The following is a 24375-nucleotide window of genomic DNA, read 5'->3' as shown; positions in this document are numbered from 1 at the left end:
CCGCAGCGGCGGGAGGGAGCGTGCGCGGGTCCGTCCCTGCCACGAAGACCATGTCGGCAGGTCCCTCGCGGTCCTGTCATGCGAATCTGCTGAGAGGCGGACGGCGCGGACCTGACAATCCCCGCCGTCCCACGCGAAGGCACGCCCGGGCGGTTCGGGCGTTACGACACAGGAACGGGAGCCAGAAGCCAGCATGAACGCACCGACCAAAGCCGCTGCGACGACCGGAGCCGAGGCCGTCCTGCCGGCCGCGCTGGCGCCCCGGGCCGAGGGGCCGCGGATCTACAACCTGTTCCCGCTCCTGGTCGGGCGCGTCGCGGACTGGACCGCCGAGCTGCCGCGGATCGCCGCGCTCGGCTTCGACTGGATCTACCTGAACCCGTTCCACCAGACCGGCGGCTCCCGGAGCCTCTACGCGGTGGCCGATCCCGAGCGGCTCGACGAGCGGTTCCGCGACCCGGACGGCACGCCGGACGACGCGCAGATCCAGCGCTTCTGCGCGGCCGCGCAGGCCCTCGGCCTGTCGGTGATGACCGACCTCGTGATCAACCACACCGCCGACAACGCCCGCCTCGCCACGGAGCGGCCCGACCTGTTCATGAAGGAGCCCGACGGCTCGATCATGCACCCGGCGGCGGTGGATCCGGACGATCCGTCGATCCGCACCGTCTGGGGCGACCTGGCCGAACTCGACTACCACACGCCGGCTGCCCGGGATGAGCTGACCCGGATCTGGGGCGCCTACGTGGCCCGGCTCCAGGACCTCGGCGTGGCGGGCTTCCGCTGTGATGCGGCCTACAAGGTGCCGCCGGAAACCTGGCGCGTCCTGATCGGGGAGGCCAAGGGGCGCGATCCCGCCTGTCTCTTCGCCGCCGAGACCCTGGGCTGCACCTTCGAGGAGGCCCGGGCCACGGCGGGCGCCGGCTTCGACTACCTGTTCAACTCCTTCGCGTGGTGGGACCTGAAGAAGCCCTGGGCCCTGGAGCAGTACGAGCGCCTGCGGGTGCTGGCGCCCTCCATCGCCTTCCCGGAGAACCACGACATGACGCGGCTCGCCGCCGGGATCGGCGGCAGCCCTGAGGCGGTGGCGGCCCATCTGCGCACCCGCTACGCGCTGGCCGCCTTCTTCTCGGCCGGCGTGCTGATGCCCATCGGCTACGAATGGGGCTACCGCCGGGCGCTGCACGTGGTCGAGACCACCCCGGGCGACCGCGAGCACGAGACCGGCATCGACATCTCCGGCTTCATCCGGGCGGTCAACGCCCTGCGGGCGGAGCTGCCCGCCGCCAATGTCGAGGGCGCGCAGATCCGGATCTCGTCCCCCGACAGCGACTGCGTGGCGCTCGCCCGCTTCGACACCGGCCACCCGGCCTCGGCCCGGCACGGGCTGATCGTGCTCTACAACCCGACCGACAAGCCGGTGCCGGTCGAGGCTGGGTCGCTCATCGCCCGCACCGGCGGCATGCTCGGCACCTTCGTCGACCGGACGCCCGACGCCGAGCCGATCGCGTTCCATCCCGGCAGCGCCATCGACCTGATGCCGGGCGAGCTGCGCATCCTGGCGGCCAGCGCCCAGGAGGTCGCCCGGCTCCCCGAGCGCGGCACCCCGGACGGGGAGGGGCGGGTGGTGATCGAGGCGGTCAGCCCTGAGCTCGACGGCGGCCGCTCGCCGGTGAAGCGGATCGTCGGCGAGTCCCTGCGGGTCGAGGCCGACATCTTCTCCGACGGCCACGAGATCATCGACGCCGCGATCCTGTCGCGGGTCGCCGGCAGCGACGCGTGGCGCGAGGACCCGATGGTCTTCGTCGACAACGACCGCTGGGCCGGGCACTTCCCCCTGGAGCGCAACGCCCGCTACGAGTTCACCCTGATCGCGTGGCGCGACGCCTTCTCGTCCTGGGTGCGCGACACCCTGAAGAAGCGCGGCGCCGGCGTCGATGTCCGCCTGGAGACGATCGAGGGCGTGGCCCTGGTCGGGACCGCCGCCTCGCTGGCCCGGACCCGGGGCGGCCGCGACGCCGACCGGCTCGCCGCGCTCGTCGCCGCGCTCGCCGCCGAGGAGACCGGCTCGGCCGCCCAGCTCGACCGGATCCTCCAGCCCGACGCGTCGAGCCTCGTGCGCCGCAACGCCGAGCGGGTGAACCTGACCCGCTATCCCGTGACCCTGCCGGTGATCGCCGACCGCCTCGCGGCCCGGTTCTCCGCCTGGTACGAGATCTTCCCGCGCTCCCAGTCGATGGACGTGAACCGCCACGGCACCTTCGACGACGTCATCCGGCGCCTGCCCGAGATCCGCGAGCTCGGCTTCGACGTCCTCTACTTCACGCCGATCCACCCCGTGGGCCGGACCAACCGCAAGGGGAAGAACAACACCCTCACGGCCGAGCCCGGCGATGTCGGCTCGGTCTACGCGGTGGGCGCGGCGGAGGGCGGCCACGAGGCTGTGCATCCCGACCTCGGCACCCTTCAGGATTTCGAGCGTCTGGTCGCGGCGAGCCACGCCTACGGGATGGAGATCGCCCTCGACTTCGCGATCCAGTGCTCGCCCGACCATCCCTGGATCAAGAACCATCCGGAATGGTTCGAGTGGCGCCCCGACGGCACGCTAAAATTCGCCGAGAACCCCCCGAAGAAGTACGAGGACATCTCGAACGTCCACTTCTACGGCGGCGCCCTGCCCGGGCTGTGGATCGAGCTGCGCGACATCCTGCTCGGCTGGTGCGCCCGGGGCGTGCGCATCTTCCGGGTCGACAACCCCCACACCAAGCCGATCCCGTTCTGGGAATGGGTGATCGGCGAGGTCAACGGGCGCTATCCGGACGCGATCTTCCTCGCCGAGGCCTTCACCCGGCCGAAGATGATGAAGAAGCTCGCCAAGGCCGGCTACCAGCAGAGCTACACCTACTTCACGTGGCGCAACACCAAGCAGGAGCTGACCGACTACGCCCTGGAGCTGGCCGGCGAGATGGGCGAGTACTACCGCCCGAATTTCTTTGCGAATACGCCCGACATCAATCCCTACTTCCTTCAGACCAGCGGACGCGCCGGCTTCGTCATCCGCGGAACCCTGGCCGCGACCCTGTCGTCGGTCTACGGCATCTACAACGGCTTCGAGCTGTGCGAAGCCGCGCCGTATCCGGGCAAGGAGGAGTACCTGAACTCGGAAAAGTACGAGCTGAAGGCCTGGGACTACGACCGGCCGGGCAACATCCGCGAGCACATCGTCAAGCTGAACACGATCCGGCGCGAGAACCCCGCCCTCTGGGATTTCCGCAACGTCGTCTTCACCGGGGCCTTCAACGACCAGATCATCGCCTACGCCAAGGCGACGCCGGAGCGCGACAACTGCATCTTCACCATGGTCAACCTCGACCCGAAGAACCGCCAGGAATGCACCTACGAGGTGCCGCTCTGGCTGTTCGGCCTGCCCGACGACGGCGCCGTCGAGGTCGAGGACCTGCTCCAGGGCTACACGTTCGAGTTGCGCGGCAAGTCCCACCGCATCGCCCTCGATCCGGCCGAGCGATCCTGCGTCATCTGGCGCCTGCGGGCGCCGCGGCGGGTTGCGGGCTGAGGCCACCCGTGGCACCTGACCGTGGCACCTGACCCCGGCGGCGGGCCTTCCCGTCGCCGACCATTGCACCCGCGCGGCGGTCGTCCGCCCGCTCCCGGCCGGTTCCCACCGCCGGTCCCGTCAGATTCGACCGATGAGGCAGCGACGCGATGATCGATCGCAGCGACCCGCAATGGTACCGTGACGCCATCATCTACCAGATCCACGTCAAGTCGTTCTTCGACTCGAACAACGACGGGATCGGCGACTTCGAGGGCCTGACCCAGCGCCTCGACTACGTCCGCGATCTCGGCGTCACGGCGATCTGGCTGATGCCGTTCTATCCCTCGCCGCTCCGCGACGACGGCTACGACATCGCCGATTACCGGGACATCAACCCGTCCTACGGGACCATGGAGGCCTTCAAGGCCTTCGTGGAGGCGGCGCACGCCCGGGGCCTGCGGGTCATCACCGAACTCGTGATCAACCACACGAGCGACCAGCACCCCTGGTTCCAGGCCGCCCGCGAGGCGCCCCCCGGCTCGCCGGAGCGCAACTTCTACGTCTGGTCGGACACCGACGAGCCGTACCGGGACACGCGGATCATCTTCCTCGATACCGAGGCGTCCAACTGGACCTGGGACCCGGTGGCCAAGCAGTATTTCTGGCACCGGTTCTACAGCCACCAGCCGGACCTGAACTTCGACAACCCGGCGGTGCTCGAGGCCGTCATCGAGGTGATGCGCTACTGGCTCGACATGGGCGTCGACGGCCTGCGCCTCGACGCGATCCCCTACCTGATCGAGCGCGACGGCACGAACTGCGAGAACCTCGCCGAGACCCACGACGTCATCAAGAAGATCCGCGCCGCCCTCGATGCCAGCTACCCCGACCGGATGCTGCTGGCCGAGGCCAACCAGTGGCCGGAGGAGACCGCCCAGTATTTCGGCGACGGCGACGAATGCCACATGGCGTTCCACTTCCCGCTGATGCCGCGGATGTACATGGCGATCGCCCGGGAGGACCGGCACCCGATCACCGACATCATGCGCCAGACCCCGGAGATCCCCGAGGGCTGCCAATGGGCGATCTTCCTGCGCAACCACGACGAGCTGACGCTCGAAATGGTCACCGCCGAGGAGCGTGACTACCTCTGGTCGTTCTACGCCGCAGAGCGCCGCGCCCGGATCAATCTCGGCATCCGCCGCCGCCTCGCGCCGCTCCTCGAGAACGACCGGCGCAAGATCGAGTTGATGAAGTCCCTCGTCCTGTCGATGCCCGGCACGCCGGTGCTCTACTACGGCGACGAGATCGGCATGGGCGACAACATCTATCTGGGCGACCGCGACGGCGTGCGCACGCCCATGCAATGGTCCCCGGACCGCAACGGCGGCTTCTCCCGGGCGAACCCCCAGAAGTTGTTCCTGCCGGCGATCCAGGACCCGATCTACGGCTTCGACGCCATCAACGTCGAGGCGCAGACCCAGGCGCAGACGAGCCTGCTGAACTGGACGCGGCGCATGATCGCGATCCGCAACAACAGCGTCGCCCTCGGGCGCGGCACGATCCAGTTCCTCTATCCCAGCAACCGGAAGGTCCTGGCCTGGATCCGCGAGCACGAGGACGAGCGGATCCTGTGCGTGGCGAACCTGTCGCGGGCGCCCCAGGCGGTGCAGCTCGACCTGTCGGAACTGCGCACCGCGGTGCCGATCGAGCTCACCGGCGGCACCGAGTTCCCGCCGATCGGCGATCTGCCCTACCTGCTGACCCTGCCGTCCTACGGTTTCTACTGGTTCAGCTTGAGCGCCGCGCGCTCCGGGGTGGTCGGCCCGCAGCAGGAGCCGCCGGAGCTGTTCACCCTGGTGCTCACCGGCGGGATCGAGACCCTGATGAGCGGGCGCGAGCGCGTCGCCTTCGAGCGCACGGTGGTGCCGCCGTTCCTGACGAGCCGGCGCTGGTTCGGCGCCAAGGGCTCGCGGATCAAGGCCACGAAGGTGGTCGACTGCGCCGCCCTGAAGGACGTCGACGGGAGCGCGCGCTTCCTGCTGCCGCGGCTGCAGGTGCAGCTCGCCAACGGCGAGAGCCATGAGTACTTCATGCCGGTCGGCGTCGAGGAGGGCCGCGAGGACGAGGCGCTGATGCCCTTCGCGGTGGCGCGGGTGCGCCGCGGCCCGCGGACCGGGCTGCTCTACGGCGCGGCCGGCTCCAACGACTTCGCCGCCTGCCTCATCGACGACATGCGCCAGGGCCGTGTGATCCCCACGGAGAGCGGCCGCCTCGTCTTCGCCGTCACCTCGGCCTTCGACCCGGAGGTCACGGTCGACGTGGCCGATATCCGCCGGCTGTCGGCGGAGCAGAGCAACACCTCGATCGCCGTCGGCTCGAAGATGATGCTCAAGCTGCTGCGCCGCCTGCAGCCGGGGCTGCATCCCGAGATCGAGGTCGGGCGCTTCCTCACCGAGCAGGCGGGTTTCTCCAATACCCCCGCCCTGCTCGGCACGCTGGAGCACGTCGCCGAGGACGGGACCCGGACGGCCCTCGCGATCCTTCAGAAATTCGTCGTGAACCAGGGCGATGCCTGGACCCTGATGCTGGAGGGCCTGCGCCGGGACTTCGAGACCGTCGTGCTCACCCCCGAGAGCGAGGCCGCCAGCCCCGAGGAGGCGTTCCAGGCCCACCGGCCCTGGGCGGATCTGCTCGGGCGGCGCACCGCCGAGCTGCACGCGGCGCTGGCGATCGAGACCGACGATCCGGCCTTCGCGGCCGAGCCGTTCACCGGGGACGATCTCGCGGTGCTGGCGCGCGACGCCCGCCACCAGGCGGAGCGTGCCTTCCGGGCGCTCAAGGGCCTGGCCGACCGGGGGCTCGATGCCGGCAAGCCGGCCTGCGCGGAACTCGGCCAGCGCCGGGGCGAGGTCGAGGCCCTGATCGCCGCGCTCACCGCCGAGCCGGTCCGGGGCGCCCACAAGACCCGCATCCACGGTGACTACCACCTGGGACAGGTGTTGGTCGCCGAGAACGACCTGATCATCGTCGACTTCGAGGGCGAGCCCTCGCGTCCGGCCGACGAGCGCCGGGCCAAGTCGATGCCTCTGCGGGACGTCGCCGGGCTGATGCGCTCCTTCGCGTACGGCGCCGAGACGGTGATCCGGGAGATCACCGCCCGGTTCGCCGATTCCGAGGGGCGGGCGCGGGACGCCGCCACGGCGTGGCGCGGCATGATCGAGGCGGCGTTCCTCGCCGGCTACGAGTCCGCGGTGGAGGGCTCGCGCGCCGCCGTGACCGACCTGGCAAGCCGGGCGCGGCTGCTGCGCCTCTGCCTGCTGACCAAGGCCCTGTACGAGGTCGATTACGAGGCCAACAACCGGCCGGACTGGATCGAAATCCCCGCCCGTGGGGTTCTGACCATTCTGGACACGGACGGACACGAGCCCGGAGCATTGGAATGACGGCGATCGACGAGACCTTCGCACGACGGGCCGCCCCGGAAGCGGGGACGGCGCGGAACGCGGATGTCCCGGGCTCCGGCGTCGCGCAGACGCCGAGCGTCCATCCGGACGCGATCGCGGCCCTGATGGCGGCCAATCACGGCGACCCGTTCTCGGTGCTGGGCCCCCACCGGGTCGGGCCCAAGGCCTGGGAGGTGCGCGCCGTGCTCCCCGAGGCGCGGGCCGCCACCCTGGTGATGGACGGCCGCACCGTGCCGTTCGAGAAGCGCCATCCGGACGGATTCTGGGTCGCGCGGGTCGAGGGCGAGCACCGGCCGCTCTACGAGATCGAGGTCGAGTCCTGGGACGGCACGAAGCGCCGCCGCTACGACCCCTACGGTTTCGGCTCCTCGATCGAGCAATACGACGTGGCGACGCTGCGCGAGGTCGGCACCAACCTCGTGTACCGGATGCTCGGCGCCCAGTCGGGCCAGCTCGACGGCATCGACGGCTTCCGCTTCGCCGTCTGGGCCCCGAACGCCCGCAAGGTCAGCGTCGTCGGCGACTTCAATGACTGGGACGGGCGCCGCCACCCGATGCGCCTCTGGCAGGACGGCGGCATCTGGGAGCTGTTCGTGCCGGGCCTCAAGGCCGGCGTGCGCTACAAGTTTGAGATCCGCGGCCCCGACGGCGCCCTGGTGCCGCTCAAGGCCGACCCGGTCGCCTTCGCGGCTCAGCACCCGCCGGAGACCGCCTCGGTCACCCACGGGTCGGGCGAGTTCGACTGGCGCGATTCGGGCTGGATGAGCACCCGCGGCGCCAAGGACCCGCGCCACGCGGCGATCTCGGTCTACGAGGTCCATCTCGGCTCCTGGGCGCGGGTGCCCGAGGAGGGGAACCGCTACCTGACCTACCGGGAGCTCGCCGAACGGCTGATCCCCTACGTCAAGGATCTGGGCTTCACCCATATCGAGATGCTGCCGATCACCGAGTTCCCGTTCGACGGGTCCTGGGGCTATCAGCCGGTCTCGCTGTTCGCCCCGACGAGCCGCTTCGGCACGCCGGAGGATTTCGCCGCCTTCGTGGACGCCGCCCACGAGGCCGGGATCGGCGTGCTGCTCGACTGGGTGCCGGGCCACTTCCCCCTCGACGCCCACGGGCTCGGCCAGTTCGACGGCACCCACCTCTACGAGCACGCCGATCCCCGCCAGGGCTTCCACCAGGACTGGGGCACCTACATCTACAATTTCGGGCGCACCGAGGTCGCGACGTTCCTCGCCGCCAACGCCCGGTTCTGGCTGGAGCACTACCACCTCGACGGCCTGCGCGTGGATGCCGTCGCGTCGATGCTCTACCTCGATTACTCGCGCCGCCAGGGCGAGTGGATCCCGAACCGCTACGGCGGCAACGAGAACCTCGACGCCATCGACTTCCTGCGCAAGACCAACGAGGCGACCTACAGCCACGCGCCGGGCACCATCACGGTGGCGGAGGAATCGACCTCCTGGCCGGGAGTCTCGCACCCGACCTATACCGGGGGCCTGGGCTTCGGCTTCAAGTGGAACATGGGCTGGATGCACGACACCCTGCATTTCATGCAGGAGAACCCGATCCACCGCCGCTACCATCACCACAATCTGACCTTCGGGCTGCTCTACGCCTTCTCGGAGAATTTCATCCTACCCCTGTCCCACGACGAGGTGGTGCACGGGAAGGGCTCGCTCCTCAACAAAATGCCGGGCGACCGCTGGCAGAAATTCGCGAATCTCCGGGCCTATTTCGGCTTCATGTGGGGGCATCCCGGCAAGAAGCTGCTGTTCATGGGCGGCGAGTTCGGCCAGGAGCGGGAGTGGAACCACGACACCAGCCTGGACTGGCACCACCTCGACGACCCGCTGCACAAGGGCGTCAAGGACGTGGTCCGGGACCTCAACCGCCTCTACGTCTCGACGCCGGCCCTCTACAGCCGCGACGTGGAGCACACGGGCTTCCAGTGGCTGGTGGCGGACGATCAGGACAACAGCGTCATCGCCTGGGCCCGCAAGGGCGCCAAGCCCGGCGAGATCGCGATCGTGGTGTCGAACTTCACGCCGGTGCCGCGCGAGGGCTACCGGATCGGCGTGCCGCAGGCGGGGTTCTACCGCGAGGCGTTCAACTCGGATGCCGGCGTGTATGGCGGCTCGAACGTGGGCAATGCGGGCGGCCGCCACACCGACGATCAGGCGAGCCACGGCCAGGGCCAGAGCCTGTCGCTCACCCTGCCGCCGCTGGCGACGATGATCTTCCTGCTGGAGGGGTGAGGGCGAAGCGCTTCCCTCCCCCCTCTGCGGGGGAGGGTGGCCTGCGAAGCGGGTTGGGAGAGGGGAGCACGCTTACGAAAGGGGCGCCGGCTTTCATGAAGGCCAGCGCCTCAGATCTTTGAAGCCGCTTGGCCGAGCTGACTGCGTGGGGTCGGCAACACCCCGGCCGCATGATGCGCGCCCTTTCCCGGACAGGTGGAGCGCCAGCGGAACCTGATCCGGGATCCAGCACACAAAGCGCCGCGCAAGCGGCACAGGTTGATCGAGTCGGGCGCTTCGCGACGTCTTGTGCTGGCTCCCGGGGCGCATTCCGCTGACGCTGCATGCGCCCGGGAAAAGGTCGGCGGAGAAATCCCTACGCCATCCGCCAGCGCAGCCCGACGCTGTTGCCGATCGCCCGCCCGTAGAGCCCGGCATAGTTGTCGGCGGCCTGATCCCAGCCGAAGCGGGCCGACATCGCCCGGCGCCGCATGGCGTTGAGGCGCTTCTTCTGGCCGAAGGCCTCCAGCGCCCGCCGCACCGCCGCCCCGAAGGACGACGCTGACGGCTCCGCGAAGGTGAAGCCCGTCACCCCGTCCTCGACCGTGTCGGCCAGGCCCCCGGTGCGCCGCACGATCGGCAGGGAGCCGAAGCGCTGCGCGTACATCTGGGCGAGGCCACAGGGCTCGAAGCGCGAGGGCATCAGCAGGAAGTCGCTGCCCGCGAACATCCGCCGGGCCTGCGCCTCCTCGAAGCCGACATGCACGCCGACCGCGTCCGGGTGACGCCTCGCGAGCCCCTGCAGGGCCTGCTCGAACCGGCCCTCGCCCTGGCCGATCACCACGAGCTGGCCGCCCCCGGCCACGATGGACTCGGCCGCCTGGAGGCTCAGGTCGATGCCCTTCTGGTGCACGAGGCGCGACACGATCGCGAAGAGCGGCCCGCGGGAGACCGCCAGCCCGAATTGCCGGCGCACCGCCTCGGCATTGGCGCGCTTGCCCTTCCAGTCGTCGACCTCGAACCGCGTGGCGAGGTGCGGATCGGTGCTCGGATCCCAGGTCTCGTCGATGCCGTTGAGGATGCCGGCGAGCCGGCCCTGGCCGGCACGGGTGCGCAAGAGCCCGTCGAGGCCGCAGCCCAACTCGGGGGTCTGGATCTCCCGCGCGTAGGTCTCGCTCACCGTGGTGACCTGCGAGGCGTAGAAGATCCCGGCCTTCAGGAAGGACAGCTGCCCGTAGAACTCGGCGCCGTCCACCTGGAAGGCGGAATCCGGCACGCCGAGCCGGGGCAGGGCGTCCCGGGGAAACAGGCCCTGATAGGCGAGGTTGTGGATCGTCAGCACGCTCGGCACCCGCCGGCCGCGCCATGCGAGATAGGCCGGGGCCAGAGCCGCCTGCCAGTCGTTGAGGTGCAGCAGGTCGGCCGCCCAGTCGGGATCGGCGCCGGCGGCGAGGTCCGCCGCCGCGAGGCTGAGGCGGGCGAAGCGCAGGTCGTTGTCGCCGAAATCGCCGTGCTGGTCGCCGTAGGGCGTGCCGTCGCGCTCGTAGAGGTCGGGGCTCAGAAGGACGTAGATGCGCAGGCCGTCGGCCGCCTCGACCAGGCCGAGGTCGCACGGCGGAACGCCCGCGAAGCCCTCAAGGCGTGCCACCACCGGGATTTCGGGAAACGCCGCCCGCACCTGCCGGTAGCCGGGGATCAGCACGCGGATGTCGTAATGCGGCACCAGCGCCCGGGGCAGGGCGGCCGAGACCTCGCCGAGGCCGCCGGTCTTCACGAAGTCGGCCATCTCGGGCGTGGCGTACAGGATGCGGCGGCGCAGCGAGGCCGGACGGGCCGGCACCGGTACGGATACGACGCCGTCCCCCTCGCCGGACGACCACTCGGCGAAGGAACCACCACAGCGCGTATCGAGCATCAGCATTGATCCTGGCCGGGCGGAATGCCCCGGTCTGGCAGACGATCGGGCAGGCACGGCTGTCGCGATCTCAACCACGGCTAATACTCCTCCGTCGCGACGGTTCCGCTGCGACGCACAAAATAGGCCACCGTGAGAATTAAGCTTCACTTACCTATGTGGCGTCGCAGCACGAAATCGTGGCGGCGCGGCAAGTTTCGGCAGGCCGGGCGGCTTCCGGGATGGGGCGGCATCGGCCCGACGTCGATGCACAGGGCCGCGCCGCAGCGGCACCGCCCTATCCCGAATCACGTTCTGCGCGCCTGGACCGTGTCCGGCTGGGGGCTTCGGCCCTGCCGTCTCTGCGAGCGGAGCGAGGCCATCCACCCCGCGCCCGACGGCCGACGGCGCGCAGCCCTGAGGCACCGCACCGCCGCGCGCGCGTGATGACGGTCGAGGGCCGCAGCAGCCAAAGGCTCCGGCCGCAAGCCATGTCGTGCCCCCGGCTCGGACCATGAGGCGCCGCCGGGCCGTTGGACCGGCGCCCGCGCCGAGGCGCCGCGCCCGGATGGGCGGATCCGGTCCGGCTCACCCGCCGCGGCGCAGGATCACCCCCTCGGCGGGTCCGAGCGCCAGGGTGAGGCCGACCGTCTCGCCCGCCCGCCCCGCACGGGTCGAGAGCAGCACGGTCCAGTCGCCCTCGGGCAGCGGCAGATCCTGCGACGCCGCGCCGAAGTTCAGGAGCACGCGCAGAACGGCATCGTCGGCGAAGCGCTCGTAGGCGAACACCGCGGCGATCCCCAGCGGCACCTCCCGGTAGCCGCCCACGGCGAGCGCCGCCTGGTCGCGGCGCAGGGCGAGCAGCCGCCGGTACAGGGTGAGCATCGAGCCCGGATCCGAGCGCTGGCTCTCGACGTTGCAGGCTGCCCAATCCTCCGCCAGCGGCAGCCAGGGTTCGGCCGTGGAGAAGCCGGCCTGGGGATTGTCGTCCCACTGCATCGGGGTGCGCGCCGGGTCGCGGCCGTGCCCGGGCTCGTTGTACTCCCAGGGATCGCGGGCGCGCTCCGGCGGGATCGGAACATGGCCGAGCCCGATCTCGTCGCCGTAATAGAGGGTCGGCGTGCCCCGCAGGGTCAGCAGCAGCATCGCGGCGATGCGGGCCTGCGCCTGCCCGACCCGGGCGGCGATGCGCGGCTGGTCGTGGTTGCCCAGCACCCAGTTGGGCCAGCCGCCCTCGGGCAGGGCCGCCTCGTAATCGGCCACGAGTTCGGCCACCGCGTCGGCCCGCCACGGGGTCTGGATCAGCTGGAAATTGAACGGCAGGTCGGCGCCGGTGAGGTCGGGGCCGTAATAGGCGACCAGCCGCTCCACCGGCAGGTAGATCTCCCCGATCAGGACGCGCTCGCCGTAGTCGCGCAGCACCGCCCGCATGCCAGCGATCACGTCGAAGATCTCGGGCCGGTCGGCGGAGTAGACCTGGGTGAAGCGGTTGATCTCCGGGGAACCCGGCGCGTAGTCGGGATTGGCCGGGTTGTCGCGGAACCCCGCATCCTTCATCAGGTGCCAGATCACGTCGACCCGGAACCCGTCGACCCCGCGCTCCAGCCAGAAGCGGAGCACGTCGTGCATGGCCGCCCGCACGGCGGGGTTGCGCCAGTTCAGGTCCGGCTGCTCCGCCAGGAAGGCGTGGTAGTAGTACTGGCCGGTGGCCTCGTCGCGCGTCCAGGCCGGGCCGCCGAAATTCGACAGCCAGTTGTTGGGCGGCCCGCCGTCGGGGGCGGGATCGCGCCAGATGTACCAGTCGCGCTTCGGGCTCGTGCGCGACGACCGGCTCTCGGCGAACCACGGATGCGCGATCGAGGAATGGTTCGGCACGAAGTCGAGGATCACCTTCAGCCGGCGCCGATGGGCCTCCGCCACGAGGGCATCGAAGTCGGCCAGCGTGCCGAACAGCGGATCGATCCCGCAGTAATCGGCTACGTCGTAGCCGAAATCCGCCATGGGCGAGGGATAGACGGGCGAGATCCAGACGGCGTCGACCCCGAGCCAGGCGAGGTAGTCCAGCCGCGCCGTGATGCCCGGCAGGTCGCCGACCCCGTCGCCGTTCGTGTCGTGAAAGGAGCGGGGATAGACCTGGTAGACGGTCCCGCGCTTCCACCAGACAGTGTCGGTCATGCTGCCCCTCCCGTTGGCGGCCCACGCTTAACCGCTGACCGGCGTGCTGGCGACCGGCGACGGATGCGCTTCGGGCGCGTGCCGGGCGGGCGCCGGCGGCCGCGGATCGGCGCGCCCGACACGGAGCGCCCGTCGAGAACCGCGTCCCGGGCATGACCGTGAGCCGCATCGCCGGCGTGCATGACCTTCGCGCAGCGCCGTCGCGCAGATCTGTGCCTGGAATGTCACGCCGCCGCGCCATATGTCTCTCAGCGTACCCGCGGGCTCCGATCGAGCGGCGCTGCCACGACTTCGCCGGAAGCCGACCGCATCGTCGGATGCTTCGGGGCACGGATCGTCCGTCCGTTCATGCGGCGGCAATCCATCAAAAGAGATAATCCGCCCACGATACCCCCGGCGCTAGAATCCGGGGCGACGACTTTGGGGGACCCGCACGTGTTGAACGATGTTCTGACCCGGCCTGTGCCACAAGATGTCGCGCGCGACGAGCGCGCTCCCGAGGCTCCGGCCGCAGGCTCCTGGACCGCCCCGGTGCTGTCCGCAAGTGGTGACGCGGGGGTCGACCTGCGGGAGTCGATCCGCGCCAAGCTCACCTTCGCGCTGGGCCGCACGCCCGAGACCGCACGCCCGCGCGACTGGTTCGCGGCGACCGCCCTGGCCCTGCGCGAGCGGATCGTGGCGGCCGCCCTGGCCGCCGAGCGCAGCGTGCCGAACAAGCGCGTCTACTATCTGTCGCTGGAATTCCTCATCGGCCGGCTGATGTCGGACGCGATGAACAACCTGGGCCTGACCGAGACCACCCGCGCCGCCCTGCGGGAACTCGGGGTCGACCTCGACGCCGTGCAGGAGGCCGAGCCCGACGCGGCTCTGGGCAATGGCGGCCTCGGGCGGCTGGCCGCCTGCTTCATGGAGAGCATGGCGAGCATCGGCATCCCGGCCATGGGCTACGGGATCCGCTACGACCACGGCCTGTTCCGCCAGTCCTTCGAGGACGGCTGGCAGCGCGAGGCGCCGGAGACCTGGCTCGCCGAGGGCAATCCCTGGGAATTCGCCCGGCCCGAGGCGACCTATGCCATCGGCTTCGGCGGCACCGTGACCATGTCCTCCGCGGAGGAGGGGGTGATCCGGCGGCACTGGCAGCCGGCCGAGACCGTGCGGGCGGTGGCCCACGACGTGCCGGTGGTCGGCTGGCGCGGGCGCCACGTCAACGCCCTGCGCCTGTGGAAGGCCGAGGCCGGCGAGCCCGTGGACCTCGCCCGGTTCAACGGCGGCGACCATGTCGGCGCGGTGGCGGCGCGGATGCGCGCCGAGGCGATCTCCCGGGTGCTCTATCCGAGCGATTCCTCGGCCGAGGGCCAGGAGCTGCGCCTGCGCCAGGAATACTTCTTCACCGCGGCCTCGATCCAGGATCTCGTGGCCCGCCACGTGGCCGAGCGCGGCGACGTCCGGTCCCTGCCGGACCACGCCGCGATCCAGCTCAACGACACGCACCCGGCCATCGCGGTGCCGGAGCTGATGCGCGTCCTGATCGACGCGCACGGCCTCTCCTGGGAGGATGCGTGGCACGTCACCACGCACACGCTGCACTACACGAACCACACCCTCCTGCCCGAGGCGCTGGAGACCTGGCCGGTGGAGCTGATGGAGCGGCTGCTGCCGCGCCACATGCAGATCATCTACCTGATCAACTGGATGCATCTGGAGGAGCAGGCCAAGCACGCCCGCCAGGACACCGCCTCCGACAACGCCGCCTACCTCGCCTCGATCTCGCTGATCGACGAGTCGCACGGGCGGCGGGTGCGCATGGGGCATCTCGCCTTCCACGGCGCGCGCCGGGTCAACGGCGTCTCGGCGCTCCACACCGACCTGATGCGCTCGACGGTCTTCTCCGACCTGCACGCCCTCGACACGGACAAGATCGTCAACAAGACCAACGGCATCACCTTCCGCCGCTGGTTCCACAACGCCAATCCCGGCCTCACCCGGCTCGCCGTGGAGACGGTGGGCGCCGGCGTGCTGGACAATCCCGAGCTGCTGCGGGGCCTGGAGGCCCATGCCGAGGACCCGGTCTTCGTGGCGCGCTACGCCGCCGTGCGCCGGGAGCGCAAGGAGGCCCTGGCCGACCTCATCGCCGAGCGCACCGGCATCGACGTCGATCCGGCCGCGCTGTTCGACGTGCAGGTCAAGCGCATCCACGAGTACAAGCGCCAGCTTCTCAACATCCTCGAGACCGTGGCGCTCTATCAGGCGATCAAGGCCGAGCCGCACCGGGACTGGACGCCCCGGGTGAAGATCTTCGCCGGCAAGGCGGCGCCGAGCTACGTCCAGGCCAAGCTGATCATCAAGCTCGCCTGCGACGTCGCCAAGGCGGTCAACGACGATCCCGAGGTCGCGGGCCGGCTGAAGGTGGTGTTCCTGCCGAACTACTCGGTGAGCCTCGCCGAGGCGATCATCCCGGCCGCCGACCTGTCGGAGCAGATCTCCACCGCTGGGCTGGAGGCCTCGGGCACCGGCAACATGAAGTTCGCCCTCAACGGCGCGCTCACGGTGGGCACCCTCGACGGCGCCAACATCGAGATCCGCGACCATGTCGGGGCGGACAACATCTTCATCTTCGGCCTGGAGGCCGACGGGGTGAAGGCCCGGCAGGCCGAGCCGGACTACGCGGCCAAGGCGATCCAGGCCTCGCCGCGGCTTGCGGCGGCCCTCGACATGATCGCCGCGGGGCGGTTCTCGCCGGAGGAGCCGGGCCGGTTCCGGCCGCTCACCGACGACCTGCGCCGGCGCGACCAGTACCTGCTCACCGCCGATTTCGACGATTACTGGCGGGTACAGCGCGCCATCGACGCCGCATGGCGCGATCCGCGCGGCTGGTGGGCGAAGGCGATCCGCAACACCGCCCGCATGGCGTGGTTCTCCTCCGACCGGGCGATGCGCGAATACGCCGAGGAGATCTGGCGGGTCCGCCTGGGCTGAGCCGTCGGCCGCCCGACCCGCTCCCATGCGGAAGCGGGTCGGCGCGGGGCCCGCCCGCTCCGGAAGGCTCCGGCCCTCAGGCGGCGCGAACGCCGACCAGGAAGCGGTCCATCTCCGCCGACAGCCGCTCCGACTGGCGTGACAGGGCCGTGGCGGCCGCGAGCACGTGATCGGCCGCCACGCCCGTGCGCTCCGAGGCCTCGGCCACCCCGACGATGGTGCCGGTCACCGCCGTGGCACCCCGGGTCGCGTGGGCGATGTTGCGCACGATCTCCTGGGTCGCCGCGCCCTGCTCCTCCACGGCCGCCGCGATCGCGATCGCCACGCCGTTGATCTCGCGGATCCGGTCGATGATCCCGCCGATCGCGCCGACCGCGGAACCGGTCACGCCCTGGATCCGGCCGATCTGGGCGGCGATCCCGTCGGTCGCTTTTGCGGTCTTCTCGGCCAGGGCCTTCACCTCGGCCGCCACGACCGCGAAGCCGCGCCCGGCATCGCCGGCGCGCGCCGCCTCGATGGTCGCGTTGAGCGCGAGCAGGTTGGTCTGCTCGGCGACGGACGCGATCAGCCGCACCACGTCGCCGATCTCGGAGGCCGCCTGCTGCAGTTCGGCCACGAGGCCGGCGGTCTGGTCGGCCTCGCCGACCGCCTGCTGCGCGAGGTCGGACGAGCCGCTCGCCTGATGGCCGATCGCCTGGATGGCGCTGCCGAGCCGCTCGGTCGAGGCCGCCACCGCGTTGATGTTGGCCGCCGCCGCCTCGGCCGCCGCCGCCACCGCGCCGGACTGGCTGGCCGTCTCCTGGGCGGTCGTCGTCATCTGGTGGGCCGTGCCCTCCAGTTCTCCCGCGGCCGACGAGACCTGCTCGACGATCCTGGCCACCGCCTCCTCGAAGGTCCGAGCGAGGTCCATCGTGGCCTCCTTGCGCACGGCGGCGGCTTCGGCGTCCGCCCGCCGTCGGCGCTCGGCCTCCGCGGCGGCGTTGCGGGCGACCATGGTCCTGATCGCCTCGACCGCCCGCCCGACCATCCCGATCTCGTCGCCGCGCTGCGCCTCGACGATCGCGGCCTCGACGTCACCCTGCGCCATGCGCCGCAGGACGGCGACGAGGCGCTGCAGCGGCCGCGTCGCGCCGAAGACGACGATCACCGCGGAGAGGCTCATGGCGGCGAGCAGGCCCGCCAGGGCGGAGCCGATCAGGACCGTCCGCGCCTGCTCGGCCTCCTGCCGGGACGCGCGCCTCGCCTCGCGGAGGCGGGCCGTCGCCTGCGCCTCGTAATCCTGGGCCGCCCTGTCGAACTGCGCCCGGACCTCACGGCTCGCGACGACGCCGACCTGGATCGCCGCAGACCGGTCGTTCCGGAGGGCGAGGTAGTTGGAGCGGTCGAGCAGGTCGAAATAGTCCCGGGCGATCGCCCCGATCTGGCGCTGCATCGCCGCGATCTCCTCGCGCCGCGAGCCCTCGGCCAGCGTCTCGATGCCGTCGGCCACGGCCTTGACGTCCTCGTCGTAGCGCCTGCGAAAGAGCGGGAGGTCCCCTTCAGGGCGGCCGATGATCAAATTGCGATTCATGAGCGCGGCATCGACGAATTTTTCGCGAACTTTCGCGAATATCTCGAGCCTAGCGAAATAATAATCGACCAGATATATGTTTCTTTCCTCCATATATTTGAGACCCGAAATCGAATAAAATACGACCCCCGCAGTGACGATCACCATGAACACGATGGGCACGGACATTTTTACATGCAGGCTTGCATTCCGTAGAAACCGCATATCGTCCGATCCCCTCATGATTTCAAAATATCCCTTAGCATAAGACCGCGGCAGAGATCCACGCGCCGCCATGATCGTCTGGCGACGACAGATCAATCGAAGAATGAAACGAATATTTATTCATATGCAAATACTGATAATATCGAAAAAATACATCAGCGCCATTGAAACAATCGAGCGGTGTGGGCGTGCGTCCGGGAGCGCCTGGCCGATCCGGGTCGGGGATGGAGCGGTCTCGCCGGCGGGCGCGGGCGGGCGCCGTGAGGCCCGGCGTCCCCTTCGCGCCCGGCCCGGGCCGGAATCTCAGGCCCCGCGGACGAGGCCGACCCGCGGTCCGAGGCGGCGCAGGCCGCGCCGCAGCCGGTGCAGCAGGCGCGCGGCGCGCTGGGCGAGGCTCAGCCTGCGCCGGCAGACGACATGCGACACGCGCCCGATCCGCGGGCCCGGATCCGGCGCCCCCTTGCGCAGGGCGATGTCCGGCCGCTCCGCCGATTGCGCGATCGTCAGCGCGCGCGCCGCCGGCAGGGTGACGCTGCGGAACATCGAGCGCGTGTAGTAGGAGAACTCGTCGTAGGCGACGAGATCGTGCCCCCGTCCCTTCGCCGGGTCCTGGACCGTCAGCGTGCCCGCCTGGGGGCCGTAGGTCACGAGGAGACCGATCACGTCGCGGGGCCGCCCGAGGGGGACGGTGACGCGGGTGCCCTCGGGAATCTCCAGGAAGTCCAGCGGGATGCCGTTGCGGCGCAGGGCGAACCCGCAGGTCAGGCCGGGGAGGGCGCGCAGCGGCACGGCCTCGAACCGGCCCGGCAGGTCCCGGAACCGGTCGATATAGGCGCGGCCCGGGGGCGGCGCGCGCAGGAAGCTGTAGACCAGGGTGCCGTAGAGGTCGGCGCCCACCGGCGTGACGTGGGTCGCATCCGTCAGGAGGTAGGTGATGTCGCCCGCGCCCGCGGCCGCCACCGGGGCGGCGATGTCGAGATAGGGGATCCCGTAGAGGGCGCGGTACTCCGCCAGCAGGCCGGCGACGGGCTCGGCCGCGTAGTCGACGCCGCCCTGGTGGAGGTTGAGGAAGGCGACGGGCAGGTCCCGCCGGGCGGTCGCCGCGAGGATGTCGTCGAGATAGGCCCGCATCGTCGCGCCGTCGAAGTAGCGGACGTTGCCGGTGAACAGCTCGAGGAGGACGCCGTCGCAGGGGAGCGCGTCCAGGATCTCGTCGATCAGGGCGGCGATGGAGGGCAGGGAATGGCCGCCCCAGCCGCTGCGGAGGAAGGTGACCGGACGCCCCTCGGCCTCGGCCAGGGCGTTGGCCCGCTCGACATAGCCCGGCAGCTCCGTGACGCTGTAGCCGAGGCAGAGGACGCGGACCATCGGGGCTCGGATCGGGCTCAGGATCGGCCCCGTGCGGCCGGCCCGGCGCCGGTAGCAGCCGGACGCCGCCGCGTCGAGGCGACGGCGGTCAGTCGATCACGATCGGGTAGCAGCGGGCGCCCACCGCGGCGGCGAGCACCTGCACGGCGCCGACCGTCGAGACGTCGCCCGCCACGTGGACCACGTCGGTGGCGCGCAGGCTCGGCAGGTGGGCGCTGAGCGGGCCGGAGCGCACGTCCGGCGGCCGCTGGCGGCCGCGATCGGCGCAGAGCACGATCCGGCCGACGCCGGTGCGGCGCAGCCAGTCCAGGCTCTCGCGCATGTAGAGGTCCAGGGCGTCGCGGGCGCCGACGGCCAGGGCCATCTCGCGGGCGGGCTCGACGTAGCGGGCCGCCCGGGCGATCGCCCAGATCGCGCCGAAGCCGGCGCCGGCCGCCACCAGCACGAGGCGCCCGCCCCCGGGGCGGTACTGCCCCCGGCCGACCGGCCCCTTGAGGCGCACCGGCTGGTCGAGGCGGAGCGCGTCGAGGGGATCGCCCTCGGGGTCGCGGGCGACGTGGAACACCACGTCGTTGATCTCGGTCGTGCCGTCGACCCGCAGGGTCGGGGACAGCGTCAGGGTGGGCAGCCCCGCGAAGGTCACCAGCGCCTGGTGGCCCGGCTCGCCGGTGGGGCGCCGGGTCAGGGTCGCGACGACCTCGAGGATTCCGGGGCTGAGCCGGCGGATTTCCGTGACCGTGCCCTTGCGGACGGCCACGGGCGGCGGCGCCGCCGCCTCCTGGCCCTGGATCGGGGCGCCGGGGAGGGCCGGGCGCAGGGCCTCGGCCCTGGCCCGGCGGGCCGGATGACGGCGACCGGACGGTGCGGCGCTGCCCTGAGCGAGGCCCTGGCCGGCGAGCAGGTTGCCGGGCTGCGCCTGGAGCGGAGCGATCATGCCCTCGGCCAGCGCGGCCTCCAGCGGCGTATCGCCGGTCGAGACACGCACCGACCGACCGTTGACGACGAGCGAGCAGCGCGCCCCCATGGCTCTCCCCCGCATGCGCTTGTGACGGATCAGCGGGCGCGGATCAGGAGCGAGTCGACCAGGGCCGCCCAGCGCTCGCGGGTCGCGCGGACATCGTCGGTCGGGGCCGAGTCGGTGAGGAGCTGGCGCTGCGCCCGCAGCGACTCGACCTCCTGCCGCTGGGCCCGGAGCACCGCCTTCATCACCTGCAGCTCGGTCTCGAGGCGGGCGATCTCGTCGGCCTCGTCCAGCGCATCCGACGGATCGTCGAAGGCCTCGGGGGATGGATCGGCATGGCGGGGATCGCGGAGCGGCATCCGGGTCCGGGCCTGCTGCTCCAGCCGGACCGGCCGGGCCATCAGGCGGCGCACGAGGTCGGAGCCCCCTGCCTGCTGGTAACGCCGTGCCGCCTCGGCCATCCGACCATCCCCTTCCCGGGCGCTGAAGGGCCCGTCCATCCACAGGAGCTTGGTCGAACATGGTTAAGGGTGGCTTAAGCCGATCGACGGCTTTCGCCGTTTCGGCCTTCAGGCCGCGTCCGCCTGCAGTATCGCGCGGGCGGCCAGCGCGTGGGTCTCCGTCCGGGCCTCCCGGACCTCCGGGGTGAAGTCCGCGCCGAGGCCCTGTTCCAGGGGCCACGGCAGGGGCGCGCCCACCGGCGCGCAGGGGGCGTCCTGCGTGTCGGCCACGGGCCTTGCGTCCGAAGCCTGGAGCGCCGGCGCCCCGGTCTCCGGATGGTTCGGGCTGGCCACCGCCGGCCCGAGCATGGCCGTCGGCATCTGCTCGGTCCTGTGCGCGGGGAAGCAGGGATGCACCTGCGGGGCGACCTCGAACAGGCGGCCTCAGGACAGGTCGGCCGTCCCGGCGATGGGCCGCACCTTCGCAAAGCCGTCCCGCACGAGCCTGACATGGTCCGGAGTCATCGCATCCCCGGCCGCGATGGTGTCGGTGGCCGGCAGCACAGCTGTCGGCCCCGCAGGAGGGATCTCAGGCCGCCTCAGGCGCCGCGCCGACGATCTGGCGGGCCTGCAGCATGGTCATCGGCTCGCCGAAGGCGGGGCCCAGCGCGTATTCGCAGCCGAGCCCGGCCAGCGCCTGGGCGTCGGCTTCCGATTCGCAGCCCTCCGCCACGATGGCGAGGTTCAGTTCGCTCGCCATGCGGACGATGGAGCGCAGGATCGCGGTCTGCCCGGTGCCGATCTGGCGCACGAAGGTCGCGTCGACCTTGATCGTGTCGAAGGGGAAGCGCTGGAGATAGGAGAGCGCAGAGTAGCCGGTGCCGAAATCCGACAGGCACAGGCCGGCGCCGAGGTCGTGGATCCGGGCCAGCATCTGGGCGGCGTATTCCGGATTCTCCATCACGAGGCTCTCGCTGAATTCCAGCTTGAGCGAGCCGGGCAGCGCCCCGGAGCGGGCCAGCACGGTCTTCACGTCGTGCAGGAGGTCGTGGCGCAGGAGCTGGCGCGAGGACAGGTTGCAAGCCGCGAAGATCGGCGGCTCGACCTCCAGGGAGCGCTGCCAGGCGGCGAGTTCCAGCGCGGTGCGCTCCAGGGCGAAGATGCCGAGATTGACCACGAAGCCGCTCTCCTCGGCGAGCGGCATGAAGGTCGAGGCCGGGATGCGGCCGAGCTTCGGATGGTCCCAGCGCAGGACGGTCTCGAACCCCGCCACCGTGCGGTCCTCGAGGCGGACCACCGGCAGGAACAGCACCCGCAATTCGTTGCGCTCGATCGCCTTGCGCAGGTCGCTCTCCAGCATCAGCCGGTCGGAGCGGTCGGTGCGCATATGGGCGCGGAACACCTCGATGCGGTCGCCGCCGTTGCGCTTGGCCTGGATCATGGCGATCTCGGCGCTCTTGAACACCTCGTCGCGCTTCAGGTTGGCGCCGGCCTCGTAGAGGGCGAGCCCGATCGAGACGGTCAGAAAGATCTCCCGGTCCGCGTAGGTGATCGGCGTGGCGATCGCCCGGCGGATCATCTCGGCGAAGGCCAGGATCCGGTCGGGGTCGCGCTCCGACAGGAGGATCACCGCGAACTCGTCGCCCGCGACCCGGGCCAGGGTGTCCTGCGGCCGCAGCAGCCGGCCGAGCCGGCGCGACAGGGTCAGCAGGATCGAATCGCCGGCCGACAGGCCGATGGCGTCGTTGATGCCCTTGAACCGGTCGACGTCGAGCACGATCACGGTGGGCTTGAGGCGCTGGTCCTGGCCGGCGAAGGCGAGCGCCGCATCGAGCCGGTCGCCGAACAATTCGCGGTTCGGCAGGCCGGTGAGGCTGTCGTGCACGGCGTCGTGGAGCAGGCGCTCCTCGGCGGTCTTCACCTCGGTGACGTCCGCGATGGTGCCGACCACCCGAATCACCTCGCCGTCGGCGCCGATCACGGGCCGCGCCTTCAGCCGGTACCAGAAGAACGCGCCGGCCTCCGAGCGCAGGCGGAAATCGTGGACGATGCGGCCACGCCGCTCCTCGATCACCGTGTCGAGGGCCGCCGAGTAGCGCTCCACGTCGAAGGGGTGGAGCGCGCCGAGCCAGTTGGTGGCCGGTCCCTCCAGCGTCCCCCGGGCGAGGCCGAGCTGGCCCTCGATCTCGGGGCCGACGAAGACCCGGTCGGCGGGCACGTCCCAGTCGAACACCACGTCGCCGGCGCCGGTCAGCGCCAGCGCGCGCCGCTCCGTGTCGGACACGAGGGCGTGGCTGAGCCCGCCCCCTGCGAAGGCGTGCTGGAGCACCGTGAAGCCGATCAGCATCACGATCAGCACGAGGCCGCCGATCAGCGCCGGCTGCACGAGGTCGCTGCCGATCTGGCCGGTGACCGCGAAGCCCGCCGCCGTCACCCAGACGACGAGGAGCAGCCAGGTCGGCACCAGCAGGATGGCGCGGTCGTAGCCGTTATGGGCGGCGAGGTAGACGATCAGCAGCAGGCCGATGCCGGCCACCGCCGCGATGGAGATCCGGGCCACGCCCGCCGCCACCGGCGGGTCGAACACCGCGAGCCCCACCAGGCCGGCCAGGAAGGCGAGCCAGAAGAACGCCACATGGCTGTAGCGCACGTGCCAGCGGGCGAGGTTGAGATAGGCGAACAGGAAGACCAGCAGCGTCGCCCCGAGCACCGCCTCCGCGGAGGCCCGGTAGACCCGCTCGGCCAGTTCGGTGACCGGGAAGACCCGCTGCAGGAAGCCGAAATCGATGCAGGCATAGGCGAGCACCGACCACGCGAGCGCGGCGGCGGCCGGGAAGATGATCGCGCCCTTGACCACGAACACGATGGTCAGGAACAGGGCCAGCAGGCCGCTGATCCCGATGATGATGCCCTTGTAGAGGGTCAGGCCTGCGGCCTTCCGGCGGTAGGCGTCCTGGTCCCAGAGGCGGAGCTGGGGGACGTTGGAGCCGCGCAGTTCGGCCACGTAGGTGACGGTGGCGCCGGGATCCAGCGTGATGGTGAACTGGTCGGCTTCCGGGTTCTCGTCGCGCTCCGGGCGGATGCCCTGGCTCGCCGTGATGGCGGCGATCCGCGAGCCGCCGAGATCGGGCCAGATCACCCCGGAATCCACCAGCCGGAAATGCGGGGCGACGAGGATGCGGTCGATCTGCTCGTCGGTGTCGTTGGTGAGCGCGAACACGATCCAGTCGGGCCGGGCGCCGGCGTCGCGGGCCTTCACGACGATGCGGCGGACGATGCCGTCCTTGCCGGGCGCCGTGGAGATCTGGATCAGGTCGCCGTCGGAGCGGTAGCGCTCGATCGCGGTGGTCAGGTCGATCACCGGCGCGTCGAGGGTGACGCGGACCGCTTCCACGGCCCGGGCCGGCCCCCCCAGCGCGAGGGCACCGACGAGACCGCCGACCAGGGACAGGAGGAGGGCGAGGATGCGCAAGGGTGTCTTGACTTCCGGCCGTGCGAGGTTCGGCGTCAGCCGCCCGGGCGGCCTT

12 protein-coding genes are annotated in these 24375 nt (G+C 70.9%); 4 read left to right on the top strand and 8 right to left on the bottom strand.

Annotated features, from left to right (window positions below; translation table 11 throughout):
- Window positions 1–193: 193 nt before the first annotated feature.
- The 3 genes from GGQ91_RS12840 (at window position 194) to glgB (ending at window position 9281) form a co-directional block, all read left to right on the top strand.
- Window positions 194–3574, top strand: a complete 3381-nt coding sequence (locus tag GGQ91_RS12840; protein ID WP_182592158.1) for a maltotransferase domain-containing protein — start codon at window positions 194–196, stop codon at window positions 3572–3574.
- A 149-nt stretch (window positions 3575–3723) separates the two neighbouring features.
- Complete coding sequence (gene treS / locus GGQ91_RS12835; protein ID WP_182592157.1) at window positions 3724–7002, top strand: maltose alpha-D-glucosyltransferase; 3279 nt, start codon at window positions 3724–3726, stop codon at window positions 7000–7002.
- Window positions 6999–9281 (top strand): 1,4-alpha-glucan branching protein GlgB, encoded by a 2283-nt coding sequence (glgB, locus tag GGQ91_RS12830; RefSeq protein ID WP_182592156.1) that lies wholly within the window; start codon window positions 6999–7001, stop codon window positions 9279–9281. Before treS ends, glgB begins: the two co-directional genes overlap by 4 nt.
- A gap of 355 nt (window positions 9282–9636) precedes the next feature.
- Here glgB and glgA read toward each other — a convergent pair whose 3' ends face one another.
- Together glgA and GGQ91_RS12820 are read right to left on the bottom strand one after the other, a co-directional pair.
- Window positions 9637–11175: a glycogen synthase GlgA gene (gene glgA / locus GGQ91_RS12825; protein ID WP_182592155.1), complete on the bottom strand. Its 1539-nt coding sequence runs from the start codon at window positions 11173–11175 to the stop codon at window positions 9637–9639.
- 567 nt (window positions 11176–11742) lie between these two features.
- Window positions 11743–13329: an alpha-amylase family glycosyl hydrolase gene (locus GGQ91_RS12820; RefSeq protein ID WP_043756748.1), complete on the bottom strand. Its 1587-nt coding sequence runs from the start codon at window positions 13327–13329 to the stop codon at window positions 11743–11745.
- Between the two features lie 435 nt (window positions 13330–13764).
- On the opposite strand from GGQ91_RS12820, the gene GGQ91_RS12815 reads away from it, so the two are divergent.
- The gene (locus tag GGQ91_RS12815) at window positions 13765–16305 is read left to right on the top strand and encodes a glycogen/starch/alpha-glucan phosphorylase (RefSeq protein ID WP_043352566.1); all 2541 of its coding nucleotides are present in this window, start codon (window positions 13765–13767) and stop codon (window positions 16303–16305) included.
- Window positions 16306–16381: 76 nt separating this feature from the next.
- Here the strand turns inward: GGQ91_RS12815 and GGQ91_RS12810 are convergent, their stop codons facing one another.
- The 6 genes from GGQ91_RS12810 to GGQ91_RS12785 all read right to left on the bottom strand — a co-directional run bounded on the left by GGQ91_RS12810 (window position 16382) and on the right by GGQ91_RS12785 (window position 24314).
- Window positions 16382–18079, bottom strand: a complete 1698-nt coding sequence (locus tag GGQ91_RS12810) for a methyl-accepting chemotaxis protein (protein ID WP_403091220.1) — start codon at window positions 18077–18079, stop codon at window positions 16382–16384.
- Window positions 18080–18382: 303 nt separating this feature from the next.
- Window positions 18383–19447 carry a hypothetical protein gene (locus tag GGQ91_RS12805; RefSeq protein ID WP_182592154.1) on the bottom strand — a complete coding sequence of 355 codons (1065 nt, stop codon included), beginning with the start codon at window positions 19445–19447 and terminating at the stop codon, window positions 18383–18385.
- A gap of 88 nt (window positions 19448–19535) precedes the next feature.
- Window positions 19536–20471: a ferredoxin reductase domain-containing protein gene (locus GGQ91_RS12800; protein ID WP_085987674.1), complete on the bottom strand. Its 936-nt coding sequence runs from the start codon at window positions 20469–20471 to the stop codon at window positions 19536–19538.
- A gap of 29 nt (window positions 20472–20500) precedes the next feature.
- On the bottom strand, window positions 20501–20869 hold the full coding sequence (locus tag GGQ91_RS12795; RefSeq protein ID WP_043352571.1) for a hypothetical protein: 369 nt from the start codon (window positions 20867–20869) through the stop codon (window positions 20501–20503).
- 108 nt (window positions 20870–20977) lie between these two features.
- Window positions 20978–21229: a globin family protein gene (locus tag GGQ91_RS28130; protein WP_246410690.1), complete on the bottom strand. Its 252-nt coding sequence runs from the start codon at window positions 21227–21229 to the stop codon at window positions 20978–20980.
- A gap of 208 nt (window positions 21230–21437) precedes the next feature.
- Entirely contained in the window at window positions 21438–24314 is a 2877-nt protein-coding gene (locus tag GGQ91_RS12785; RefSeq protein WP_236952982.1) for an EAL domain-containing protein, read from the bottom strand.
- Window positions 24315–24375: the final 61 nt, after the last annotated feature.

Origin of the sequence: Methylobacterium fujisawaense (assembly GCF_014138435.1) — a bacterium.
Taxonomy (GTDB): domain Bacteria; phylum Pseudomonadota; class Alphaproteobacteria; order Rhizobiales; family Beijerinckiaceae; genus Methylobacterium; species Methylobacterium fujisawaense.
Note: the sequence above shows the minus strand (reverse complement) of the source record. Positions and strands in the feature narration are given on the sequence as shown.

Excerpts from the sequence above, each read along its gene's own strand:
- GGQ91_RS12840 (WP_182592158.1), top strand. The coding sequence starts at position 194 with ATGAACGCACCGACCAAAGCCGCTGCGACGACCGGAGCCGAGGCCGTC.
- treS (WP_182592157.1), top strand. The coding sequence starts at position 3,724 with ATGATCGATCGCAGCGACCCGCAATGGTACCGTGACGCCATCATCTAC.
- glgB (WP_182592156.1), top strand. The coding sequence starts at position 6,999 with ATGACGGCGATCGACGAGACCTTCGCACGACGGGCCGCCCCGGAAGCG.
- glgA (WP_182592155.1), bottom strand. The coding sequence starts at position 11,175 with ATGCTCGATACGCGCTGTGGTGGTTCCTTCGCCGAGTGGTCGTCCGGC.
- GGQ91_RS12820 (WP_043756748.1), bottom strand. The coding sequence starts at position 13,329 with ATGACCGACACTGTCTGGTGGAAGCGCGGGACCGTCTACCAGGTCTAT.
- GGQ91_RS12810 (WP_403091220.1), bottom strand. The coding sequence starts at position 18,079 with ATGCGGTTTCTACGGAATGCAAGCCTGCATGTAAAAATGTCCGTGCCC.
- GGQ91_RS12805 (WP_182592154.1), bottom strand. The coding sequence starts at position 19,447 with ATGGTCCGCGTCCTCTGCCTCGGCTACAGCGTCACGGAGCTGCCGGGC.
- GGQ91_RS12800 (WP_085987674.1), bottom strand. The coding sequence starts at position 20,471 with ATGGGGGCGCGCTGCTCGCTCGTCGTCAACGGTCGGTCGGTGCGTGTC.
- GGQ91_RS12795 (WP_043352571.1), bottom strand. The coding sequence starts at position 20,869 with ATGGCCGAGGCGGCACGGCGTTACCAGCAGGCAGGGGGCTCCGACCTC.
- GGQ91_RS28130 (WP_246410690.1), bottom strand. The coding sequence starts at position 21,229 with ATGCCGACGGCCATGCTCGGGCCGGCGGTGGCCAGCCCGAACCATCCG.